The organism is Stenotrophomonas sp. YJH_SMC_105-26, from assembly GCF_059368915.1.
Window position 1 is genome coordinate 351,381 of record NZ_JCAFSD010000001.1, and the last position, 18,845, is coordinate 370,225.

Sequence of the window (18,845 nt, forward strand, 5' to 3'; positions counted from 1 at the left end):
ATGACATCTCGCGTCGCACTGGTCACCGGCGGAACCGGCGGCATCGGTACCGCCATCTGCCAACGCCTGGCCGACCAGGGCCACCGGGTCGCCACCAACTACCGCGACGAGGCCAAGGCCCGCGCCTGGCAGCAGGCGATGACCGAGCGCGGCTACCACGTGGCGATCTTCCCGGGCGATGTCTCCGATCCGGACAGCGCCGAAGCACTCGTGCGCGCCGTCGAGGCCGAGCTGGGCCCGGTCGAGATCCTGGTCAACAACGCCGGCATCACCCGTGACACCACCTTCCACCGCATGCGCGCGGACCAGTGGCACGATGTGATCAACACCAATCTCAACTCGGTGTTCAACGTCACCCGGCCGGTCATCGAGGGCATGCGCCGCCGCGGCTGGGGCCGGGTCATCCAGATCAGCTCGATCAACGGCCTGAAGGGCCAGTACGGCCAGGCCAACTACGCTGCGGCCAAGGCCGGCATGCACGGCTTCACCATCTCGCTGGCCCGCGAGAACGCCGGCTTCGGCATCACTGTCAACACCATTTCGCCCGGCTACGTCGCCACCGACATGGTGATGGCGGTTCCGGAGGACGTGCGCGCCAAGATCATCGCCGACATCCCGACCGGACGCCTCGGCAAGCCGGAAGAAATCGCCTATGGCGTGTCCTTCCTTGTGGCCGAGGAAGCCTCGTGGATCACCGGCAGCAACCTGGACATCAACGGCGGCCACCACATGGGCTGGTGAGCCGCGCAGGGGGGCGCCGCGGCATGCACCGGCGGCCCCTGCCGATGGTCATGCTGCGCAGCACGCAAACCCTTGTTGCGCAACATGATCGCCCCTGAAAGCCAAGCCTGGCGGGGGCTGGAGCGGTTGCAACCGCTGCTGCACTGCGCCATGCTGCGCGTCTACTGTGACGAGTACCGCTTCATGGCTGCGACCCGCATCATCAAGAAGTATCCGAACCGCCGTCTCTACGACACCGAGATCTCCAGCTACATCACCATCGAGGACGTGCGCCAGCTGATCCTGGACGGTGAAGACTTCGAAGTCCGCGACGCCAAGAGCGGCGACGACCTCACTCGATCGGTCCTGCTGCAGATCATCGCCGACCAGGAACAGGACGGCGAACCGATGCTGTCCACCCAGCTGCTGAGCCAGCTGATCCGCTTCTACGGCGATTCCCTGCAGGGCTTCATGGGCAACTATCTGGAGCGCAGCATGCAGGTCTTCCTCGACCAGCAGCAGCAGTTCCGCCAGCAGATGGGCAACCTGCTGGGCCAGACCCCGTGGGCGATGATGAACCAGCTGACCGAGCGCAACCTGGAGTTGTGGCAGGAATTCCAGCGCAGCATGGGCAGCGGTTTCGGTGGCCCGCGCCCGGGCGGTACCGGAACGGGAACCGGCACCGGCAACAAGCCCGGCGAACCGGGCACCGGCACCGGCACCGGCGGCAAGACCCGCCGCTGAACGGCAGCTACGGCTGATACGAAAACGGCGCGCCCCTGGCGCGCCGTTCTGTTTGGCATCGCGCCAACGATGCGTCAGCGTTTCGCCTTGCACCCCGTGCACACGCGCTCGACCTTGTAGCCCTTGGCCTTCAGCTTCTCGACCACGCCATCACTGCCCAGCAGGTGCAGCGTGCCGACCACCACCAGCGTACCGCCCTGCCCGGCCTGCAGGTACGGCTGCAGCTTCGGCACCCAGGCATCGTTGCGCCCGGTGTTGATGCGCTGGTACAGCTGCGGATACTGCTGGCGCATCTCCGCCGCCATCTTGGTCCACAGCAGGCGCTCGTCGCCGCGACGCCATGCATCATGCAGCAGCCGCGCCTGCTCATCGGCCTTGCCGGCCTGGTCCAGCGCTTCGGCCAGCATCTGCCGCTGCTCCTGCACCGTCATCCCGTCAAGCATGCCGATCTGGGTATCGATGTCCTCCAGGCCCGCCGTCTTGCGGCCGGTCTTTTGCGCACGCTCCATGAAGTGGCGGTCCAGGCCCAGCGCCGGGTCCAGCCCCAGTTTCTGCATCTGCCCGACCGAAATGCTCAGGCCGACAAACCAGGCCTTCATGCCCTGCATCTGCGCCAGCGGCAGCTGGTTCTGGGCAGCAAAGGCCTGCAGCTTCTGCCAGGTCGGCGCACCCAGATCACGCTTCAGCTCGCTGCCATCGGTGCGGGTCGCGGCCTGCACCATGCGGCTGGCCAGCTGCGGCGACTGCATGTCTTCCGGCGACAGCTCGAACACCACCCGCTGCGAGGCCTCGAACGCCTGCTCGACATCGGGCGACAGCGGGTAGTCCTGCGGCTTCAGCAGGTGGAACGACCCCAGCAGGTAGACGCGTGCATCGCCCGGGCCGGTGACTTTCCACAACAGCGGTACGGGCGGCTTGGCCGCCGCGGCGGTCGCGGCCGCAGCCGTGGTGCCCGGCGCATCGCGGGCAGTGGCCAGGGTTGCCATCGCGCACGCCGCCATCAGCAGCGCGGCACGGAACAGGTGTTTGATCGGCATGGTCAGCCTTCTCCTTCAGGCAGGTGGTACGCCTTCTCGCCCGCTTCCACGTGCAGGTCCAGCCGGTTTTCCGGTGGCGCCAGCGGACAGGTGGCGTAGGCGGTGAACGCGCACGGCGGGTTGTAGGCATGGTTGAAATCGATGCGCACGGTGCCGTCTGCGGCGGGCGCATCGGTATCCAGGTAGCGACCGGCCGGATAGCTGCCGCGGCCGCTGGTGCGGTCGGCGAAGATCAGGAACAGCGGCTGCCCGGGCGCACCGATCGCTTCCAGCCGCCAGCTGCGACCATCGCGTTCGAACTCGACCGCGCCGGCATTGGGCATCTCGGTGGTCAGGCCGGTGATGTCGACGATCGGCAGGGTCTTGCCCGGCGGGTGCGCGATGAAGCGCGCCTGCACCTGCCAGTCCACGCCGCCCGGCCAGTACTGCAGGCCGGCAAAGTCACGCCGCGCAGGCGCATCGGCATGCTTGACCCGCAGCGCGTCCCGCGGCCCCCGGCGGATGATGCTGAGCTGGCCCTTGCCGCCATCGAAGGCCAGCAGCGTCGGTTGCGCGTCCTTGTCGGTGTCAACGCGGATGCGGCCGCGCACCGGCAGGCCATCATGACTGACATCGACACCGGCTTCAGGCGTGAACCACCACTGCGTCCCTTCGCGACGCAGCAGGCCCAGCTTGTCCGGGCCAACCGTCAGGCGGATGCCGTTGGTAGCGCCGCTGCCAACGAAATGCGATTTGTTCTGCAGCCAGTGCAGGCCCACCAGCGCCGTCCAGCCATCGGGCCGGGTCAGGTCCTGGTAGCGCGCTACACGCCATTGTTGCTGCGCGGCCGCGTAGGCCGGATCTTCAGCGGCCGTCGGCACCGGCGGTGTTGCCGGGCTGCAGGCGGCCAACACCACGGCGGCCAGCAGGCCCGCCATTCCCCGATAACGCATCGATGCTCCCCTCAACGTCCGCGCAGGAACCAGCGGTCGATCTCCGCCAGCGAAAAACGGGCCCAGGTCGGTCGGCCGTGGTTGCACTGGCCGGACCGTTCGGTGATTTCCATGTCGCGCAGCAGCGCGTTCATTTCCGGCAGGGTCAAGCGCCGGTTGGCACGCACCGCGCCGTGGCAGGCCATGGTCGAAAGCAGTTCGTCGCGTGCACTGGCCACGCGGCGGCTCTGGCCATGCTCGCGCAGGTCGGTCAGCACGTCGCGCAGCAGCCCTTCCGGTTCGGCATGCGCCAACAATGCCGGAATACTGCGCACGTGCAGCGAACCGGGGCCGGCACGGGTCACCTCGAAGCCGAGCGCCGCCAAGGTTTCAGCTTCGCTCTCGGCGGTGTCGGCCTCGCGCTCGCCCACTGCCAGCGTGATCGGCACCAGCAACGGCTGCGACTGCAGGCCGATGCCATCGTGCGCGTTCTTCAGGCGCTCGTAGCCGATGCGTTCGTGGGCCGCATGCATGTCGACCACGATCAGGCCTTCGGCGTTCTCGGCCAGGATGTAGATGCCATGCAGCTGCGCGATCGCATAGCCCAGCGGCGGCACGCCTGCGTCGGCACTGGTGACCGGCAGTCCGTTCTCGGTCGGCATCGGCGGCAGCGCAGCACCGCGCTCGGCGCCGGCCGGTGCGGCATACAGCGCGGCATAGGCAGCCGGTGCATCGGCCACCTGCAGGCCCAGCGGCTGCTGCGGGCGCCATCCGGAGAATCCGCCACCACCACCTCCCGAGCCGGCACCCGGCGCGGGCCCACGCACCAGCCCGAATCCCGACGCGCCTGCGCTCGATGCCATCGGCATGGCCGTGGCATCCACCGGCTGCGCAGCACCGGCACCGATCTCCTGCGCCGACATGCCGGCGCGGGTATCGGCCAGCGCATCCTTCAGCGTGCGGTAGACGAAATCATGGACCAGCCGCGAATCACGGAAGCGCACTTCGTGCTTGGCAGGGTGCACGTTGACGTCGACGCGGGTCGGATCCAGTTCCAGGAACAGCACATAGGCCGGCTGGCGGCCGTGGTACAGCACATCGCCGTAGGCCATCTTCACTGCGTGGGCGACGCTGCGGTCACGCACCGAGCGACCGTTGACGTACAGGTACTGCTGGTCGGCGCTCGCGCGCGAATAATGCGGCTGCGCGATCCAGCCATGCAGGCGCAGTCCGGCACCGCTGTGGTCCACGCGCACGGCCTGGTTGGCGAAATCCTCGCCCAGCGTTTCGGCAAGGCGTGTATCGGAATACAGATCGCCCGGCTTGTAACGACGCGAGGCCTTGCCGTTGTGCGACACGCGCAGCTCGACATCCGGCCGTGCCAGCGCCAGCGAACGCAGCCACTCTTCGATATGGCCCAGTTCGGTGCGCTCGGCGCGCAGGAACTTGCGCCGCGCCGGCACGTTGTAGAACAGCTCGCGCACTTCCACCGTGGTGCCCGGCGCGTGCGCGCGCGGGGTCACCTCGCCGATCTTGCCGCCTTCGATCTGCAACGCCGAACCGTGCTCGTCATGCGCGCGGCGCGAGGCCAGGGTGAAGCGGCTGACCGAGGCGATCGAAGGCAGCGCTTCACCGCGGAACCCCAGCGTTGCCACGGATTCCAGATCGTCCAGGTCGGCGATCTTGCTGGTGGCGTGGCGCGATACCGCCAGCGGCAGCTGCTCCGGTGCGATGCCGCTGCCATTGTCACGGATGCGGATCAGGCGCACACCGCCCTCTTCCAGATCGATGTCGACGCGGCTGGCGCCGGCATCGATCGCGTTCTCGACCAGTTCCTTGACCACCGACGCGGGCCGTTCGACCACTTCGCCAGCGGCGATCTGGTTGATGAGGATCTCCGGCAACGGCCGGATCGGGCGCGGACCGGGCGCGCTCATGGGAGGTGATGGGCAGCAGACTTCATGGGTCGATGATAGCGGAGCTGCCGAGGATAGAGTCGAGCCATGCTCGACTGCGGGCTACCGACAAGGCCCAGTCGAGCGCGGCTCGACTCTACGGAAAGCAGCAACCCGCCTTCGGCGGCTTACTTGCTGCCGCCGGCCATGGTGCCGGCCGCGTCGATCTCGGCCTGGGCGCGGGCCGCATACAACGTCCCCGGCGGCGGCTGGCGGCTGAAGAAGGTGTGCACGCCATCCAGCACGGCGCCAGCGATCTTGCGCTGGTACGCCGGGTCCATCAGGCGGCGTTCTTCATCCGGATTGGAGATGAACGCGGTTTCCACCAGCATCGCCGGCATGTCCGAGGTGCGCAGCACCGCGAAGTTGGCGCGCTCGATGTTCGGCTTGTGGTTGTTGCCGATCCGCTTCAGGCCGCCCAGCACGTGGCCGGCCGCGTCTTCGGACGCCTTCATGTAGCCGCTCTGCGCCAGGTCCAGCAGCACGTTGGCCAGGGTGCCTTCGGTCTGCTGCAGGCGCACGCCACCGACCAGGTCGGCCGCGTTTTCCTTGTCCGCCAGCCAGCGGGCGCGCTGCGAAGAGGCGCCCTTGGTCGACAGCACGTAGACCGATGAGCCCGTGGCCGAGCGGTTTTCGGCCGCGTCGGCATGGATCGAGATGAAGATGTCCGCCTTGTTCGCACGCGCCTTCTGCGCACGCATAGGCAGCGGAATGAACACGTCGCTGTCGCGCGTCAGGTAGGCCTTCAGGCCTGGCGTGGCGTTGACCTGGCGGGCCAGCTCGCGCGCCACTGCCAGAGTGACATCCTTCTCGCGCTTGCCGGTCGGGCCGATCGCACCCGGGTCCTGGCCGCCGTGTCCGGGATCGATCGCCACCACCAGGTGGCGCATGCCCGCCTGCATGCGGATACGCGACGCATCGCTGGGCATGACAGGACGCGGCGGTTCCACCGGCGTCGGTGCCGGTGTAGGCACGGTGGCCGGCGGCGTGGTCACCACCGCTGCGGTGCGCTGGCCGGCGAGGATCGCGGCCGGCGAGGACGACGGCGTGCTGCTGGCGGTGACACCGGCCGCAGCAACCTGGGCCGGCGCGGTGGTCGGTGCCGGGGTCGGCGTGGCTGGTGCGGCGGCAGTGGCGCTGGCCTGCTGCTGTACCTGTGCGGTCAGCAGGGCCGTGGCACGCGCGGCATCGGTGCGCGACTGCGCGCTCTCGGCCGGAGTCGGTACAGGTGCAGCTCCCGCCGCGGGCGCCTGCGGCTGGACGGCTGGCGTCGCCGCCGGGCGGCGGCTGGCCACGGCCGGGCCATCGCCCGGCCATTCGATCACCAGCTTGGATTCATTGCCCTCGCGCTGCATCTGCGGGCGGAACGGCGCCACCGATTCGGCGAGGTCGAAAACGACGCGGAACGTGCCTGGGACCGGCTGTCCGGTACGCACCGCCGTGACCACGCCCTGCGCGGCCGGCATCTTCAGGTTGCGTATGGCGCTGGAGTCGGGGAAATCGACCACCAGGCGGTTCGGGCCGGCCAGCGACAGGGTTTTGTAGCCGCCACTGCCGACCAGCGAGATCTCGGCACGGGTGCCGGTAGCGCCGGTGTTCAGCAGGACCTGTCGGACTTCACCCGCCCACGTACTGACGCTCGCCAGACCCAGTCCGACGGCGGCACAGATGGCGATGAGACGGTTCCCCGGGCGCATGGCTCAGGATTCAATCACCGCGCTGAACGGAATGCAACACTTTTTTCCTTAATAATCCGTAACCTGCCGGTCTTTGTTCTCGTCAGCCGACAGAAATGGCCTGCAAGTCGCCCCCTTGCGGCAACCGTTCCAGCCATTCATGTCCTACGTCGCTGGCCCCAGTGAGACGGACGCGTCGTCCCTGCCCGTCGATCTCCAGCGCCACCACCAGGTCGGTCGGCGGCAGCGCGCCGGCGCCCCGTTCCGGCCATTCGACCAGCCACAGCACCGCGCTGCCCTCGTCCAGGCCGAGGAAATCCAGCTCACCGGCCTGGCCGATGCGATACAGGTCCAGGTGCCACGCCTCGCCGCCACTGGCCAGCGGATAGCGCTCGACCAGGGTGTAGGTGGGGCTGCGGATCGCGCCCTGCACGCCCAGCGCGCGCAGCAGCGCGCGGGCCGTGGTGGACTTGCCGGCACCCAGGTCGCCGCGCAGTTCGATCAGCGCCTGCGGCGGCCGGGTGGCCGCCAGCCACTGCCCGAGCAGTTCGGTGGCGTCGCTGTCGGCAAGGAAGAATTCGGTCATGGGGAGAGGTCCGGGTTGGCCAGTCGCCGCAGCGGCGCCAGCAGATCAGTAGGAAGCAGGCCGCGCGCGCCATCGGCGGCAGCTGCATCGCCCGCCAGCGCATGCAGCAGCGCGCCCGCGGCCGCGGCATCGAAGGCCGCAAGGCCCTGCGCGCGCAGGCTGGCGATGATGCCGGTGAGCAGGTCGCCCATGCCTCCCGCGGCCATCCCTGGGTTACCGGCAGCGATCAACCGGGGCGTTTGCCCAGGCGCTGCCACGATGCTGCCAGCGCCCTTCAGCACCACCACGGCATGGAAGCGCTCGGCCAGCATGTGCGCACAGGTGTAGCGGTCGGCCTGGATTTCAGCCGTGCTGCAGCCGAGCAGGCGCGCGGCCTCGCCCGGGTGCGGTGTGAGAATGGCATCGGGCAACGCGCGCGGATCCTGCGCCAGCAGGTTCAGGGCATCGGCATCGACCACCAATGGCTTGTTGCTGGCCAGCACCCGCGCAAACAAGGCGCGTGCCCATTCGTCCTGGCCCAGACCGGGCCCGATCGCCACCACCTTCGCCTTGTCCAGCAGCGCCGGCAGCACATCGCCATCTTCCAGTGCATGGGTCATGGCCTCGGGCAACCGGGCCAGCAGTGGACCGACGTGGTCGCGGCGGGTGCCCAGGCTCAACAGCCCCGCACCCGCGCGCAAGGCGGCTTCGGCCGCCATCGCGATGGCACCGCCGCTGCCATGGTTGCCGCCGACGCACAGCACGTGCCCGGATTCGCCCTTGTGGGTATTGGCGCGGCGCGGTGGCAACAGGGCCCGCAACCTCACCTGCGTCCAGTGCTCCGCAGCGGGCACCACGCCTTGCCAGGCCGCCGCGGGCAACAGCAGGGGCGCCAGGACCTTGTGCCCGCAATGATCCAGCGCATCGCCGGAATACAGCCCGCGATGCGCCACGATGAACTGCAGGGTCAGTGCAGCGCGCACTGCTACGCCCGGCACCGCCCCACGGTCGGCATCGACGCCACTGGGAACATCCAGCGCCAGCACCGGCGCAGTCTGCGCGTTGAGCGCGGTAATCAACGCCTGCGCCGTACCCTCCGGCGCGCGATCAAAGCCCAGCCCGAACAGGGCATCGACCCAGACGTCGGCCTCGGGCAGCATGCCGTCGAAATCGGTGATGGTGCCGCCGCCGGACCTGAATTCAGATGCTGCACGCTGTGCCAGCGCGGTCGAGGGCGGCCTGCCCGGCAGGGCGATCACTGTCACCTCGCGCCCGGCCTGCAGCGCGTGACGGGCCAGCACCTGGCCATCGCCCCCATTGTTGCCAGCGCCGACCACCACGCCGATCCGCCGCGCCTGGGGCCAATGCTGCAGCAGGCAGTGCCAGGCGGCCTGGCCGGCCTGCGCCATCAGGCCCCAGCCGCCGTCGGCGGCCAACGCCGAGGCCTGCGCATCAAGCGCACGCGCGGCAGCGGAATCGAACAGATCGGCAAGGTTGGCCATGCAGGGATTTTATACTGGTGCACATGTCCCCCGCCCCCACCCCTGTCGATCCGGTCCAGGCCGTGCAGCGCATCCGCGAACTGGCGCGTGCGCATGGCTTCCAGCGCTGCGGCATCGCTGGTATCGAACTGGGCGAGGATGAAGCGCACCTGGCCGACTGGCTGGGCCAGGGCCTGTACGGCACGATGGACTGGATGGCGCGCCACGGCACCTTGCGCGCGCGACCGGCCGAGCTGCTGCCCGGCACCGTGCGCGTGATTTCAGTGGGCATGGACTACAGCCACAAGGACGACACCGAAGCCTGGGCGACCCTGGCCGACCCGGGCCGCGCCTACGTGGCGCGCTACGCGCTGGGCCGCGACTATCACAAGCTGATGCGCAACCGCCTGCAGAAGCTGGCGACGCAGATCAACGATGAAGTAGCGCCACTGGGCTACCGCGTGTTCGTCGATTCCGCCCCCGTGCTGGAACGCGCACTGGCGCGCAACGCCGGCCTCGGCTGGATCGGAAAGCACACGTGCCTGATCGACCGCCATGGCGGTTCATGGTTCTTCATCGGCGAGATCTACATCGACATCCCGTTGCCGATCGATACGCCGGCCACGGCGCACTGCGGCACCTGCACGCGTTGCATCGACGTCTGCCCGACCCAGGCCATCACCGGCCCGCAGCGGCTGGACGCGCGGCGCTGCATTTCCTACCTCACCATCGAGCACGACGGCGCCATTCCCGAAGACATGCGTCCGTTGATCGGCAACCGCATCTACGGCTGCGACGACTGCCAGCTGGTCTGCCCCTGGAACAAGTTCGCCAAGCGCACCGACGAAGCCGATTTCCGCGCGCGCAACAACCTCGATACCGCGCGCCTGGACCAGCTGTTCGCCTGGGACGAGGCCGAGTTCCTGCGCCGCACCGAGGGCAGCCCGATCCGCCGCAGCGGGCACGAGCGCTGGCTGCGCAACATCGCCGTGGCACTGGGCAACGCACCGTCCTCGGCCGAAGCATTGGCCGCGTTGCGGACCCGCGTCGATGATCCCTCGCCGCTGGTGCGTGAACACGTGCAGTGGGCGCTGGGCCAGCACACGGCGCGCTGACGTGCGATCCTGAGCCCCCGCTCCACCCGCAGCACGCCGTTCCCATGCAGCCACGCAACAACGACATTTTCACCCCCAGCCAGCTCAACACCCTGGCCCGCGACCTGCTGGAAGGCAGTTTCCCGGCGATCTGGGTCGAGGCTGAACTGGGCAGCGTGGCGCGTCCTGCCTCCGGTCACCTGTATTTCACCCTGAAGGACGCGCGTGCGCAGCTGCGTGCCGCAATGTTCCGGATGAAGGCGCAGTACCTGAAGTTCGTGCCGCGCGAAGGCATGCGCGTGCTGGTGCGCGGCAAGGTGACCCTGTACGACGCCCGTGGCGAGTACCAGATGGTGCTGGACCACATGGAAGAGGCGGGCGAAGGCGCACTGCGCCGCGCCTTCGAGGAACTGAAGGCACGGCTGGAGGCCGAGGGCCTGTTCGACCCGGCGCGCAAACGGCCACTGCCGGCGCATGTACAACGTCTGGCAGTGATCACCTCGCCGACCGGCGCCGCCGTGCGCGATGTGCTGAGCGTGCTCGGCCGCCGTTTCCCGCTGCTGGAAGTCGACCTGCTGCCGACCCTGGTGCAGGGCAGCAGCGCCGCCGCGCAGATCACCCGCCTGCTGCAGGCGGCCGATGCCAGTGGTCGCTACGACGTGATCCTGCTGACCCGCGGCGGCGGTTCGCTGGAAGACCTGTGGGCCTTCAATGACGAAGCCCTGGCCCGTGCGATCGCCGCCAGCCACACCCCAGTGGTTTCGGCGGTCGGCCACGAAACCGACTTCAGCCTCAGCGACTTCGCCGCCGACCTGCGTGCGCCGACGCCTTCGGTGGCAGCTGAACTGCTGGTACCCGACCAGCGCGAACTGGCCCTGCGCCTGCGCCGCACGGCCGCGCGCATGGTGCAGCTGCAACGGCATGCGATGCAGCAGGCGATGCAGCGCGCCGACCGCGCCCTGCTGCGCCTGAACGCCCAGAGCCCGCAGGCGCGGCTGGACTTGTTGCGCCGACGCCAGCTGGATCTGGGCCGGCGCCTGCATGCTGCGTTCAACCAGCAGCAGGAGCGTCGCGCCGCGCGCCTGCGTCATGCGGCGGCAGTGCTGCGCGGGCACCATCCGCAGCGCCAGCTCGATGCGATGCAGCGCCGTCTGGCTGCCCTGCGCGGGCGGCCGCAGGCCGCGATGCAGCGCCTGCTGGAGCGCGATGCACTGCGACTGCGCGGACTGGCGCGTTCACTTGAAGCAGTCAGCCCGCTGGCGACCGTGGCGCGTGGCTACAGCATCCTGACCCGCAGCGATGACGGTACGCTGGTGCGAAAGCTTGATCAGGTACAGTCCGGTGACGCCCTGCAGGCCCGCGTCGGCGACGGCGTGATCGACGTACAGGTCAAGTAAGGGGCGTTCGGCAGGGCTGCGCCCTGCACCTGCGGTAGTGCCGGCCGCTGGCCGGCAACCTCAACAGCAACAGCAAAAGCGGCTCTGGATTGCTGATGGTTTGGTGGGGCGGTGTGGCTGTGCAGGACACGCCGTAAACCCCGCTGCGCGGTCCGGCCCAGCCGCCGGCGGCTGTGCGTTCGGGCGCTTGCGAAGCAGTGCTTCGCAAGCAAAGCGCCCTCACCCTTGGGGGCTCGATGGCGCCAACGGTCCTGCACAGCCACACCGCCCCACCTCTGACAGATTCCGATGACTGTTGGTAGGTGTCGAGCTTGGTCGACACGGTAGATCCACGCCATGCGTGAATGCATCTCTGCCAGATGGCGAATCAATTCGGGGTCAGATCCGATTTCCTACGGAAAACGGATCTGACCCCAAGAGCATTTCCGACAGACCGCAGCAAACTGTCGAAGGCGGGGTGGGTCCGGTTGCGGGAGTGTCCGCGGCATGGATGCCGCGGCCAAGCCCCCATGGAAGGGTTTACGGCGTCTCCCGCAACCGGACCCACCCCGCCATCCCTCAGGAAACCCGCTTCTGCTGTTGCTGCTGCCGGCCAGCGGCCGGCACTGCCTACCGCGGGTGCAGGGCTGCAAGCCCTGCCGCCCCTCCCCCTACTTTGCCTGCTCGCAGAACTTCTGCCGGTACTCGAGCGCCTTCGGCATCAGCGCCTGCAGGTTCTGGATGCGGGTACCCGGGTTCGGGTGGGTGGAGGCGAACTCCGGCGGCGCCTGGCCGCCACTGGCCTGGCCCATGCGCTGCCACAGCGGCACCGCCTCGCGGGGATCGAAGCAGGCCGCTGCGGCCAGCATCAGCCCCACTTCATCGGCCTGCGTCTCGTGGCTGCGCGCATAGGGCAGCAGGTAGCCGTAGCCCATCGCCGACATCATCATCTGTTGCTGCTGCGCATCCATGCCGCTGGCGGCACCAGCCATCTGCCCGATCTGGGTCAGCTTCTGCTGCGCCATCCGCTGTGCACCATGGCGTAGAAGCGCATGGGCGATCTCATGGCCCATCACCACCGCCATCGCGTCACGCGTACGCGCCACCGGCACCAGGCCGGTGTAGACCGCCATCTTGCCACCCGGCAGGCAGAACGCATTGGCCTGCTCGGACGGGATCACATTCACTTCCCACTGGAAATCCCGCGCGAAATGCGCCGGCTGCACGCCGTGCTCCTGTGCCAGCGCGGTCTCCACCACGTCCACCTTGGCGATCAGGCGCTGGGCGATGTCGCGCACATCACGCGCGATCGGCGCATTCGGATCCATCGGCCGTTCCTGCGACAGGATCTGCTGGTAGGCCTGCAGCCCGAGCGCGGTCTCCTGGCGCGCATCCAGGCTGCTGTCGATCATCACCTTCTCGCCAGTGTAGGGATCGACCGTGCGATTGGAGAACCAGTAGAACACCGCATAGCCCGCCGCCAGCAGCAGCACCCACCAGCGGATGTTGCCGAACAGGCCGCGCCGCTGCGGGCCTTGCGGCGAACGGGAAAAGGGATCGTTGCGCATCGGTGTCTTCCAGCAGGCCCCGCCGGCCGGCGGGCACGGCGCAATCTTAGTGCGCGGACGCCAGCAGCGGGTGAAGCCCGATGCTCAGATGCCCCGCACCAGACGGAAGCCGATGCGCGCGTTGGTGGTGTCCGAGTCCTGCGATTGCCGCCAGGCCGCACGGGTCTGCTCGGGCGCATTGGCCCAGTTGCCGCCCCGGATCACCCGCGACCGGCAGCCCGGGTTGAACCAGGCGACACCATCGGACGGCGCACGCCGGTAGCTGGCATGCCAGCAGTCGGCCACCCACTCGCTGAGATTGCCGGCCATGTCGTGCAGGCCGAAGGCATTGGCCTGGAAACTGGCCACCGGCGCGGGCCCCCACCAGCCATCGCCATAGCCGACGAAGGCGTTGTGCCAGTGCCGTCCCGAGGGCGAGACATCCTTGCTGCCGGTGAAGTTGCCAGCGCCGGGCGGCGGCGTGCCGGCGTCGCCCCACGGATAACGGCCACTGCTGCCGGCACGCAGCGCGTACTCGAATTCGGCCTCGCTGGGCAGCCGGTAGCTGCGTCCTGTCTGCTCGGACAGCCACGCCGCGTAGTTTTCGGCATCACGCACGCTCACATGCATCACCGGCGAATTGCCCAGTGCGCGCGCGCCATCGTAATCGGAACGCCAGTCCACACCGCTGCGGCGGATGAAATTGCCGCTGCGCTCGTCATAGACCACCGAGTGGCCGCGCCGGGTCGCACGCGGCCGCGCATTGGTCGACTTCACATAGCGCTCGAAATCACTGACCGTGATCTCGGTGATCGCCATCGCAAACCCGCGGTCGAAGCGCACATAATGCGAGGGCCGCTCGGCATCGCTGGCACCGGGCTCGGCATCACCCGCGCCCATCTGGAAGCCACCATGCGGCACCACGATCATTTGCGGGCCGCGCCCGCCATCGCGCATGGCGTCGCTGAACACCTGCCCGGGACGGAAGCTGCCGTAATGGGTGGCCAGGTCGATGCGTTCGCGCAACTGGGCCACCACCGCATCCCCTGGCAAGGCGATGCGCAGGGCCTCGGCCAGCTTCTCGCGCGCCGGCTTCAGGCCCTGTGGCGTCGCCAGTTCGCGAAGGCCATCATCGCGCAGCTGCAGCAGTGCCGCCGCGCGTATCTGTTCGATACGTTCGAAGGCATCGGCAATGGCCGGTGACGAATCACGGACCTTGCTGGCTTCGGCCAGCCAGGTGCCGGCGCTGGCAAAGTCACGCACCCGCGCCGCGTCCTCGGCACGGCGGATCAGGCCACTCTCGGCCGCCGCCAGGCCCTGCCGTGCCCGGCTGTTGTGTTCATCCAGGGCCAGCGCTTCACGGAAGTTGCCGATCGCGCCGTCACCGTCCTCACCGATCCGCCCCGAACGCAGGTCTTCCTCGCCGGCACGGTTGTAGGCCACCACGCGCTGGGCGAGCTCCACCCGTCCCTGCAGCGCGCGAACCTTCTCATCCTTCGGCGCCAGGGTCAGCAGCACCAGTGCCTGGCGGCTGGCCTCGGCCAGCGCCTCGCGCTGCTGCAGCGGCCGGACCAGCAGGGCATCGGCCTGCTGCTGAAGGCGCTGGCGGGCGCGCTGCAGGCCGTTGCGGGCCTGGTGGTCATCCGGGTCTTCTTCCTGCACCGCCAGCCACAGCGGAACCGCCGCGTCGGCGTCCTCGTACAGGCGCCCTTCGGCGAACGCCTTCTCGGCCGCGCGACGCAGCTGGGCCAGGCTGCGCCCCTGCCGATCGACCCGCGGTGGCGTCCACCGCTGCACATCCTCGGCGGCATCCTCACCGGCGATGGTGACGCTGCCCTGCGCCGCCTCCGGCGTCGCGTCCGCCTGCATGCCTTGCTGCGGCCGTGCGTCCTCGCCAGCAGCCGGTCCCGGCTCCGGCGTCGCCGAGGGCGACGGCGTGCAGCCGGCCAGGGCCAGGGCGGTGCACAGCACGGACGACAGCGGAAAACGCAAGCAGGATCTCCTTCGGCACGGATGCGGACCGACGTTAGGCTATTCTCCCCTGCCTGAGCAAACCCGAGTAGTAGGCCCTGACCCGTGGCAATCTGGATCACCACCCCCGCCGAGCTGGATCCGTACTTCCAGCAGCGTCCGGCCCGCATCGGCCTGGACACCGAATTCATCCGTGAACGCACCTTCTGGCCGCAGTTGGCCCTGGTGCAGATGGCGGTCGGGCAGGACATCCTGCTGATCGACCCCCTGATTCCCGGCATGACCGAGGCGCTGGCGCCGTGGCTGGCCGATGAATCGATCGTCAAGGTGATGCACAGCGCCAGCGAAGACCTGGTCGCCTTCAAGTGGGCCTGCGGCGTGTTGCCACGTCCGCTGTTCGACACCCAGATCGGCGCCTCGCTGGCCGGCATCGGTGGCGGTATGGGCTACCAGAAGCTGGTCGCGGAAATCACCGGCGTGGCGCTGGCCAAGGGCGAAACCCGTTCGGACTGGATGCGCCGCCCGTTGTCCGACTCGCAGCTGCAGTACGCCGCCGACGATGTCGAGCACCTGTTCGCGCTGCATGACGCCATCGATGCCAGGTTGCAGGCGCTGGGCCGCCAGCAGTGGCTGCACGACGACGGCGAGCGCCTGCTGGCCAGCGTCGCCAATGACGAAGACCGTTGGCCGCACCTGGCGATGCGCTCGGCGCAGTTCCTCGACACGGCCGCACAGCATCGGCTGCTGCGTCTGCTGCGCTGGCGCGATGTGCAGGCACGCAGCAGCGACCGCCCGCGCAGCTGGATCCTGGACAACGAACTGGCCGCCACGCTGGCACGCACGCCACCGGCCGATGCCGCCGCACTGGGCAAGCTGTTCGAACAGTTCCCGAAGGCACCGCGCAAGCTCGCGGGCGCTGTGTGGCAGGCGCTGGATACGCCGCTGGCCGATGAGGCCGAAGCACCGCTGGCGCTGCCGGCCAACGACAGCAACAAGCAGGCACTGAAGAAGCTGCAGGACGCGGTTGCCGAGCGCAGCCGCGAACTGGGCCTGCCGGATGGAGTATTGGCCTCACGCAAGCACCTGGAAAGCTATCTGGAACGCCGCCAGTGGCCGGCCGCACTGGCCGGCTGGCGCCAGCAGGAACTGGAATCGCAGCTCCAGGCGCTGCTGCCGGCACGCTGAAGCACCTGTCGCGGCGCCGGATTGCATTCCCGCCGCCGTCGAACGCAACAAGAAGGGCGACCCGGATCACCGGGCCGCCCTGCGCACTCCAGCAGTGCGAGGGTGGGACCGCCCACCCTCGCGGCAACGCCTTACCAGTTCATGTTCAACGAGACACCGACGGTGCGCGGTTCGTTGTAGACCGCGGCCATGTAGTTCTCGATCACACCCTTGAGGTTCTTCTCGTTGGTGATGTTGCGCGCGAACAGCGCCACTTCATAGGCACCGTAGTTGCCCGAGTAGCCGATCTTCAGGCCGCCCTCGAAATCACCCTTGGAGTTGAACTCCTTGCTGTCGTACAGCACGAAGCTGGTGTAGCCCTGCTTGTTCCAGTCGGTGGACACGAACATGGTGCCCGCGTCGCTGACCGGGAAGTCGTAGCGGGCGGCCAGGTTGACGTTGTACTTCGGCGCGTTCGGCAGCGGGTTGCCGTCGATCTGCGCGAAGGTGTTGGCACCGACCTTGATGGTCGGGTCATTCACCGTGCACACCACCTTGCCGTTGAGGCCGCAGACCTGCGCGTAGACGCGCTTGTCCTTGATCTCGCTGTGCAGCAGGCTGACGCCGGCGCTCAGGGTCAGGTTCGGGATCGGGCGCAGCTCCATGTCCGCTTCGAAACCGTAGGCCTTGGCCTTGTCGGCATTGAACAGCACGCCGTTGCCGTCCGAATCGTTGCCGTTGAGCTGGATGTCATTGACGGTGTAGGTGAACGCGGTGGCGTTCAGGCGCAGGCGGTTGTCCCACAGGCTGCTCTTCACGCCGGCTTCCCAGGACAGGATGGTCTCGGAATCGGCGGTGGTGAAGTCGGCATTGAACACCGCCGAACGGCCCTGGATGGTCGGGCCGCGGAAGCCGCGTGCGACCTTCGCATAGACGCTCACGTCCGGCGTGATCTGGTACATCGCGCTCAGATCCCAGCTCGGGGTGGTGTCGGACATCTTGACGTCGGTGCGGCCCTTGTAGGTCACCACGCCGGCGGCGGTGTCAGCGGTCTTCAGCAGGCGGGTGTGCTTCTCGTCCTTGGTCTGGCGCAGGCCGGCCGTGACGGTGAACTTGTCGGTGAAGGCGTAGCTCAGCTGGCCGAAACCGGCCCACGAGGTGTTCTTGTTGCGCAGTCGCACCCAGTTGTTCGGGTTGCGGGCCGCACCCTGCAGGAACCACGCACGCTGGTAGAAGTCGGTGGTGTCGCTGCCGTTGAAGTAGAACGCACCGGCCTGCCACTGCAGGGCGCTGTCGTCATGGCTGGCCAGGCGGAATTCCTGGGTCCACTGGTCCAGGTCGCGGATGCGGCCCATCGACTGGCCGTAGCCGTTCGGCACACCGTTCACCGGGAAGTTCACCGCCGCGCCGCCGTCGGTGTCACCACGGCTGTAGCCGGAGGTGGTCTCATAGGCGGTGATCGAGGTGAAGTCGATCGCGCCGAAGTCGTAGCGTGCCTTCACCGAGCCGCCGTAGGTCTTGTAGGCCTGCGGGTTGTTGTCGGCTTCGTCGTAGGCGACCTGGTCGCGCGGCACGTCGGTCTTGTTCGAGCCCTTGGTCAGCGCACCACGCAGGAACAGGGTCGAGGTGCCTTCGTAATCACGGGCGTGGGCCGAGGCCAGGATCGAGAACTGGTCGCTCGGGGTCAGCAGCAACTGCGCGCGCACGTTGCGGTCATCGAAGCCGCCCATGGCGTTCTTCTTCGGGCTGACCGTGCCGTCAGCGCTCGGGCCCTTGTAGGTGTTGTCGACGTAGTCGTCGCGGTGCTGGTACAGCGCCGACACGCGGAACGAGGCGATGTCGTTGATCGGGCCGCCAAAGCCGCCGTCGATCGACACGCTGTTGTAGGTCGCATAGCTGGCGCTGACGCGGCCGGTGTAGTCCTGGGTCGGCTTCAGCGTGTCGAACTTGATGATGCCGGCGGTGGTGTTGCGGCCGAACAGCGAGCCCTGCGGGCCGCGCAGCACTTCCACCTGGTCCACGTCATAGACCGGGTTGGACTTCAGCACCACGTGCTCCAGCACCACGTCGTCCTGGATGATCGACACCGGCTGCGAGGCACCCAGGTAGAAGTCGATGTTGCCCAGGCCGCGGATATAGAAGCGCGGGAAGATGCGGCCGGTGGTGGTTTCCGCATACAGGCTCGGCACGCGGCCGGACAGCGCCAGCAGGGTGTCGTCGCCGCCGGCGGTGAAGTCGCGCATGCGCTCGCCCTGCACCACGCCCACCGAGACCGGCACTTCCTGCAGGTTCTGCTAGCGGTGCTCGGCGGTCACGGTGATCGTGTCCAGGCCCGTCGGGGTCGGCGCGCTGTCCTGCGCGGCGGCACCAAAGCTGCCGACCAGGGCCAGGCCGGCACAGGCCAGGGCCAGCGGATGGCGGCGGAAGGAAACGAAGGAAGACGACATACCCGACAGGCGGCGGGAATCGGAATGGGAGGGCATGGAATGCTCTGAGGAGGCGTCCGTGCGGCCTGCGCGAGCCGGGCGGCAAAAAGGAGGAGAACTGCGCAAGCCGCCATTATCCCCCAAATTGTTACGATTTCGTTGCGCGGCATCCGGCCCC

The 18,845-nt window shown here is 68.3% G+C and carries 13 protein-coding genes and 1 pseudogene; 5 read left to right on the forward strand and 9 right to left on the reverse strand.

The window, feature by feature from the left end; all coding sequences use genetic code 11:
- Together AC5P7F_RS01740 and phaR are read left to right on the forward strand one after the other, a co-directional pair.
- Window positions 1-741 (forward strand): beta-ketoacyl-ACP reductase, encoded by a 741-nt coding sequence (locus tag AC5P7F_RS01740; RefSeq protein WP_014647808.1) that lies wholly within the window; start codon window positions 1-3, stop codon window positions 739-741.
- Window positions 742-924: 183 nt separating this feature from the next.
- Window positions 925-1,464: a polyhydroxyalkanoate synthesis repressor PhaR gene (gene phaR, locus AC5P7F_RS01745; RefSeq protein WP_032956189.1), complete on the forward strand. Its 540-nt coding sequence runs from the start codon at window positions 925-927 to the stop codon at window positions 1,462-1,464.
- A gap of 74 nt (window positions 1,465-1,538) precedes the next feature.
- Here phaR and AC5P7F_RS01750 read toward each other — a convergent pair whose 3' ends face one another.
- From AC5P7F_RS01750 to AC5P7F_RS01775, 6 genes are all read right to left on the reverse strand, one after another.
- Window positions 1,539-2,501 (reverse strand): TraB/GumN family protein, encoded by a 963-nt coding sequence (locus AC5P7F_RS01750; protein WP_164077502.1) that lies wholly within the window; start codon window positions 2,499-2,501, stop codon window positions 1,539-1,541.
- A gap of 2 nt (window positions 2,502-2,503) precedes the next feature.
- The gene (locus tag AC5P7F_RS01755) at window positions 2,504-3,433 is read right to left on the reverse strand and encodes a DUF1684 domain-containing protein (RefSeq protein WP_049442406.1); all 930 of its coding nucleotides are present in this window, start codon (window positions 3,431-3,433) and stop codon (window positions 2,504-2,506) included.
- A gap of 11 nt (window positions 3,434-3,444) precedes the next feature.
- Window positions 3,445-5,349: a DNA mismatch repair endonuclease MutL gene (gene mutL, locus AC5P7F_RS01760; protein ID WP_049442405.1), complete on the reverse strand. Its 1,905-nt coding sequence runs from the start codon at window positions 5,347-5,349 to the stop codon at window positions 3,445-3,447.
- Between the two features lie 146 nt (window positions 5,350-5,495).
- The gene (locus AC5P7F_RS01765; RefSeq protein ID WP_164077503.1) at window positions 5,496-7,064 is read right to left on the reverse strand and encodes an N-acetylmuramoyl-L-alanine amidase; all 1,569 of its coding nucleotides are present in this window, start codon (window positions 7,062-7,064) and stop codon (window positions 5,496-5,498) included.
- A gap of 82 nt (window positions 7,065-7,146) precedes the next feature.
- Complete coding sequence (tsaE, locus tag AC5P7F_RS01770) at window positions 7,147-7,629, reverse strand: tRNA (adenosine(37)-N6)-threonylcarbamoyltransferase complex ATPase subunit type 1 TsaE (RefSeq protein ID WP_049442404.1); 483 nt, start codon at window positions 7,627-7,629, stop codon at window positions 7,147-7,149.
- Window positions 7,626-9,110, reverse strand: coding sequence for an NAD(P)H-hydrate dehydratase (locus AC5P7F_RS01775; RefSeq protein WP_164077504.1), 1,485 nt, complete (start codon window positions 9,108-9,110; stop codon window positions 7,626-7,628). Before AC5P7F_RS01775 ends, tsaE begins: the two co-directional genes overlap by 4 nt.
- 23 nt (window positions 9,111-9,133) lie before the next feature.
- Between AC5P7F_RS01775 and queG the strand changes: the two genes are divergently transcribed.
- Window positions 9,134-10,204 (forward strand): tRNA epoxyqueuosine(34) reductase QueG, encoded by a 1,071-nt coding sequence (queG, locus tag AC5P7F_RS01780; protein ID WP_164077505.1) that lies wholly within the window; start codon window positions 9,134-9,136, stop codon window positions 10,202-10,204.
- Window positions 10,205-10,248: 44 nt separating this feature from the next.
- On the forward strand, window positions 10,249-11,580 hold the full coding sequence (gene xseA / locus AC5P7F_RS01785) for an exodeoxyribonuclease VII large subunit (protein ID WP_046431756.1): 1,332 nt from the start codon (window positions 10,249-10,251) through the stop codon (window positions 11,578-11,580).
- Window positions 11,581-12,230: 650 nt separating this feature from the next.
- On the opposite strand, the gene AC5P7F_RS01790 is transcribed toward xseA, so the two are convergent.
- Together AC5P7F_RS01790 and AC5P7F_RS01795 are read right to left on the reverse strand one after the other, a co-directional pair.
- Entirely contained in the window at window positions 12,231-13,127 is an 897-nt protein-coding gene (locus AC5P7F_RS01790; RefSeq protein ID WP_005417787.1) for a M48 family metallopeptidase, read from the reverse strand.
- A gap of 84 nt (window positions 13,128-13,211) precedes the next feature.
- Window positions 13,212-15,098 (reverse strand): SUMF1/EgtB/PvdO family nonheme iron enzyme, encoded by a 1,887-nt coding sequence (locus AC5P7F_RS01795; RefSeq protein WP_164077952.1) that lies wholly within the window; start codon window positions 15,096-15,098, stop codon window positions 13,212-13,214.
- An 84-nt stretch (window positions 15,099-15,182) separates the two neighbouring features.
- Between AC5P7F_RS01795 and rnd the strand changes: the two genes are divergently transcribed.
- On the forward strand, window positions 15,183-16,262 hold the full coding sequence (gene rnd / locus AC5P7F_RS01800) for a ribonuclease D (RefSeq protein ID WP_046431761.1): 1,080 nt from the start codon (window positions 15,183-15,185) through the stop codon (window positions 16,260-16,262).
- A 131-nt stretch (window positions 16,263-16,393) separates the two neighbouring features.
- Here rnd and AC5P7F_RS01805 read toward each other — a convergent pair.
- A pseudogene (locus AC5P7F_RS01805) lies at window positions 16,394-18,724 on the reverse strand (TonB-dependent receptor).
- Window positions 18,725-18,845: the final 121 nt, after the last annotated feature.

Excerpts from the sequence above, each read along its gene's own strand:
- AC5P7F_RS01775 (WP_164077504.1), bottom strand. The coding sequence starts at position 9,110 with ATGGCCAACCTTGCCGATCTGTTCGATTCCGCTGCCGCGCGTGCGCTT.
- AC5P7F_RS01755 (WP_049442406.1), bottom strand. The coding sequence starts at position 3,433 with ATGCGTTATCGGGGAATGGCGGGCCTGCTGGCCGCCGTGGTGTTGGCC.
- phaR (WP_032956189.1), top strand. The coding sequence starts at position 925 with ATGGCTGCGACCCGCATCATCAAGAAGTATCCGAACCGCCGTCTCTAC.
- AC5P7F_RS01750 (WP_164077502.1), bottom strand. The coding sequence starts at position 2,501 with ATGCCGATCAAACACCTGTTCCGTGCCGCGCTGCTGATGGCGGCGTGC.
- xseA (WP_046431756.1), top strand. The coding sequence starts at position 10,249 with ATGCAGCCACGCAACAACGACATTTTCACCCCCAGCCAGCTCAACACC.
- queG (WP_164077505.1), top strand. The coding sequence starts at position 9,134 with ATGTCCCCCGCCCCCACCCCTGTCGATCCGGTCCAGGCCGTGCAGCGC.
- AC5P7F_RS01765 (WP_164077503.1), bottom strand. The coding sequence starts at position 7,064 with ATGCGCCCGGGGAACCGTCTCATCGCCATCTGTGCCGCCGTCGGACTG.
- mutL (WP_049442405.1), bottom strand. The coding sequence starts at position 5,349 with ATGAGCGCGCCCGGTCCGCGCCCGATCCGGCCGTTGCCGGAGATCCTC.
- AC5P7F_RS01790 (WP_005417787.1), bottom strand. The coding sequence starts at position 13,127 with ATGCGCAACGATCCCTTTTCCCGTTCGCCGCAAGGCCCGCAGCGGCGC.
- AC5P7F_RS01740 (WP_014647808.1), top strand. The coding sequence starts at position 1 with ATGACATCTCGCGTCGCACTGGTCACCGGCGGAACCGGCGGCATCGGT.
- tsaE (WP_049442404.1), bottom strand. The coding sequence starts at position 7,629 with ATGACCGAATTCTTCCTTGCCGACAGCGACGCCACCGAACTGCTCGGG.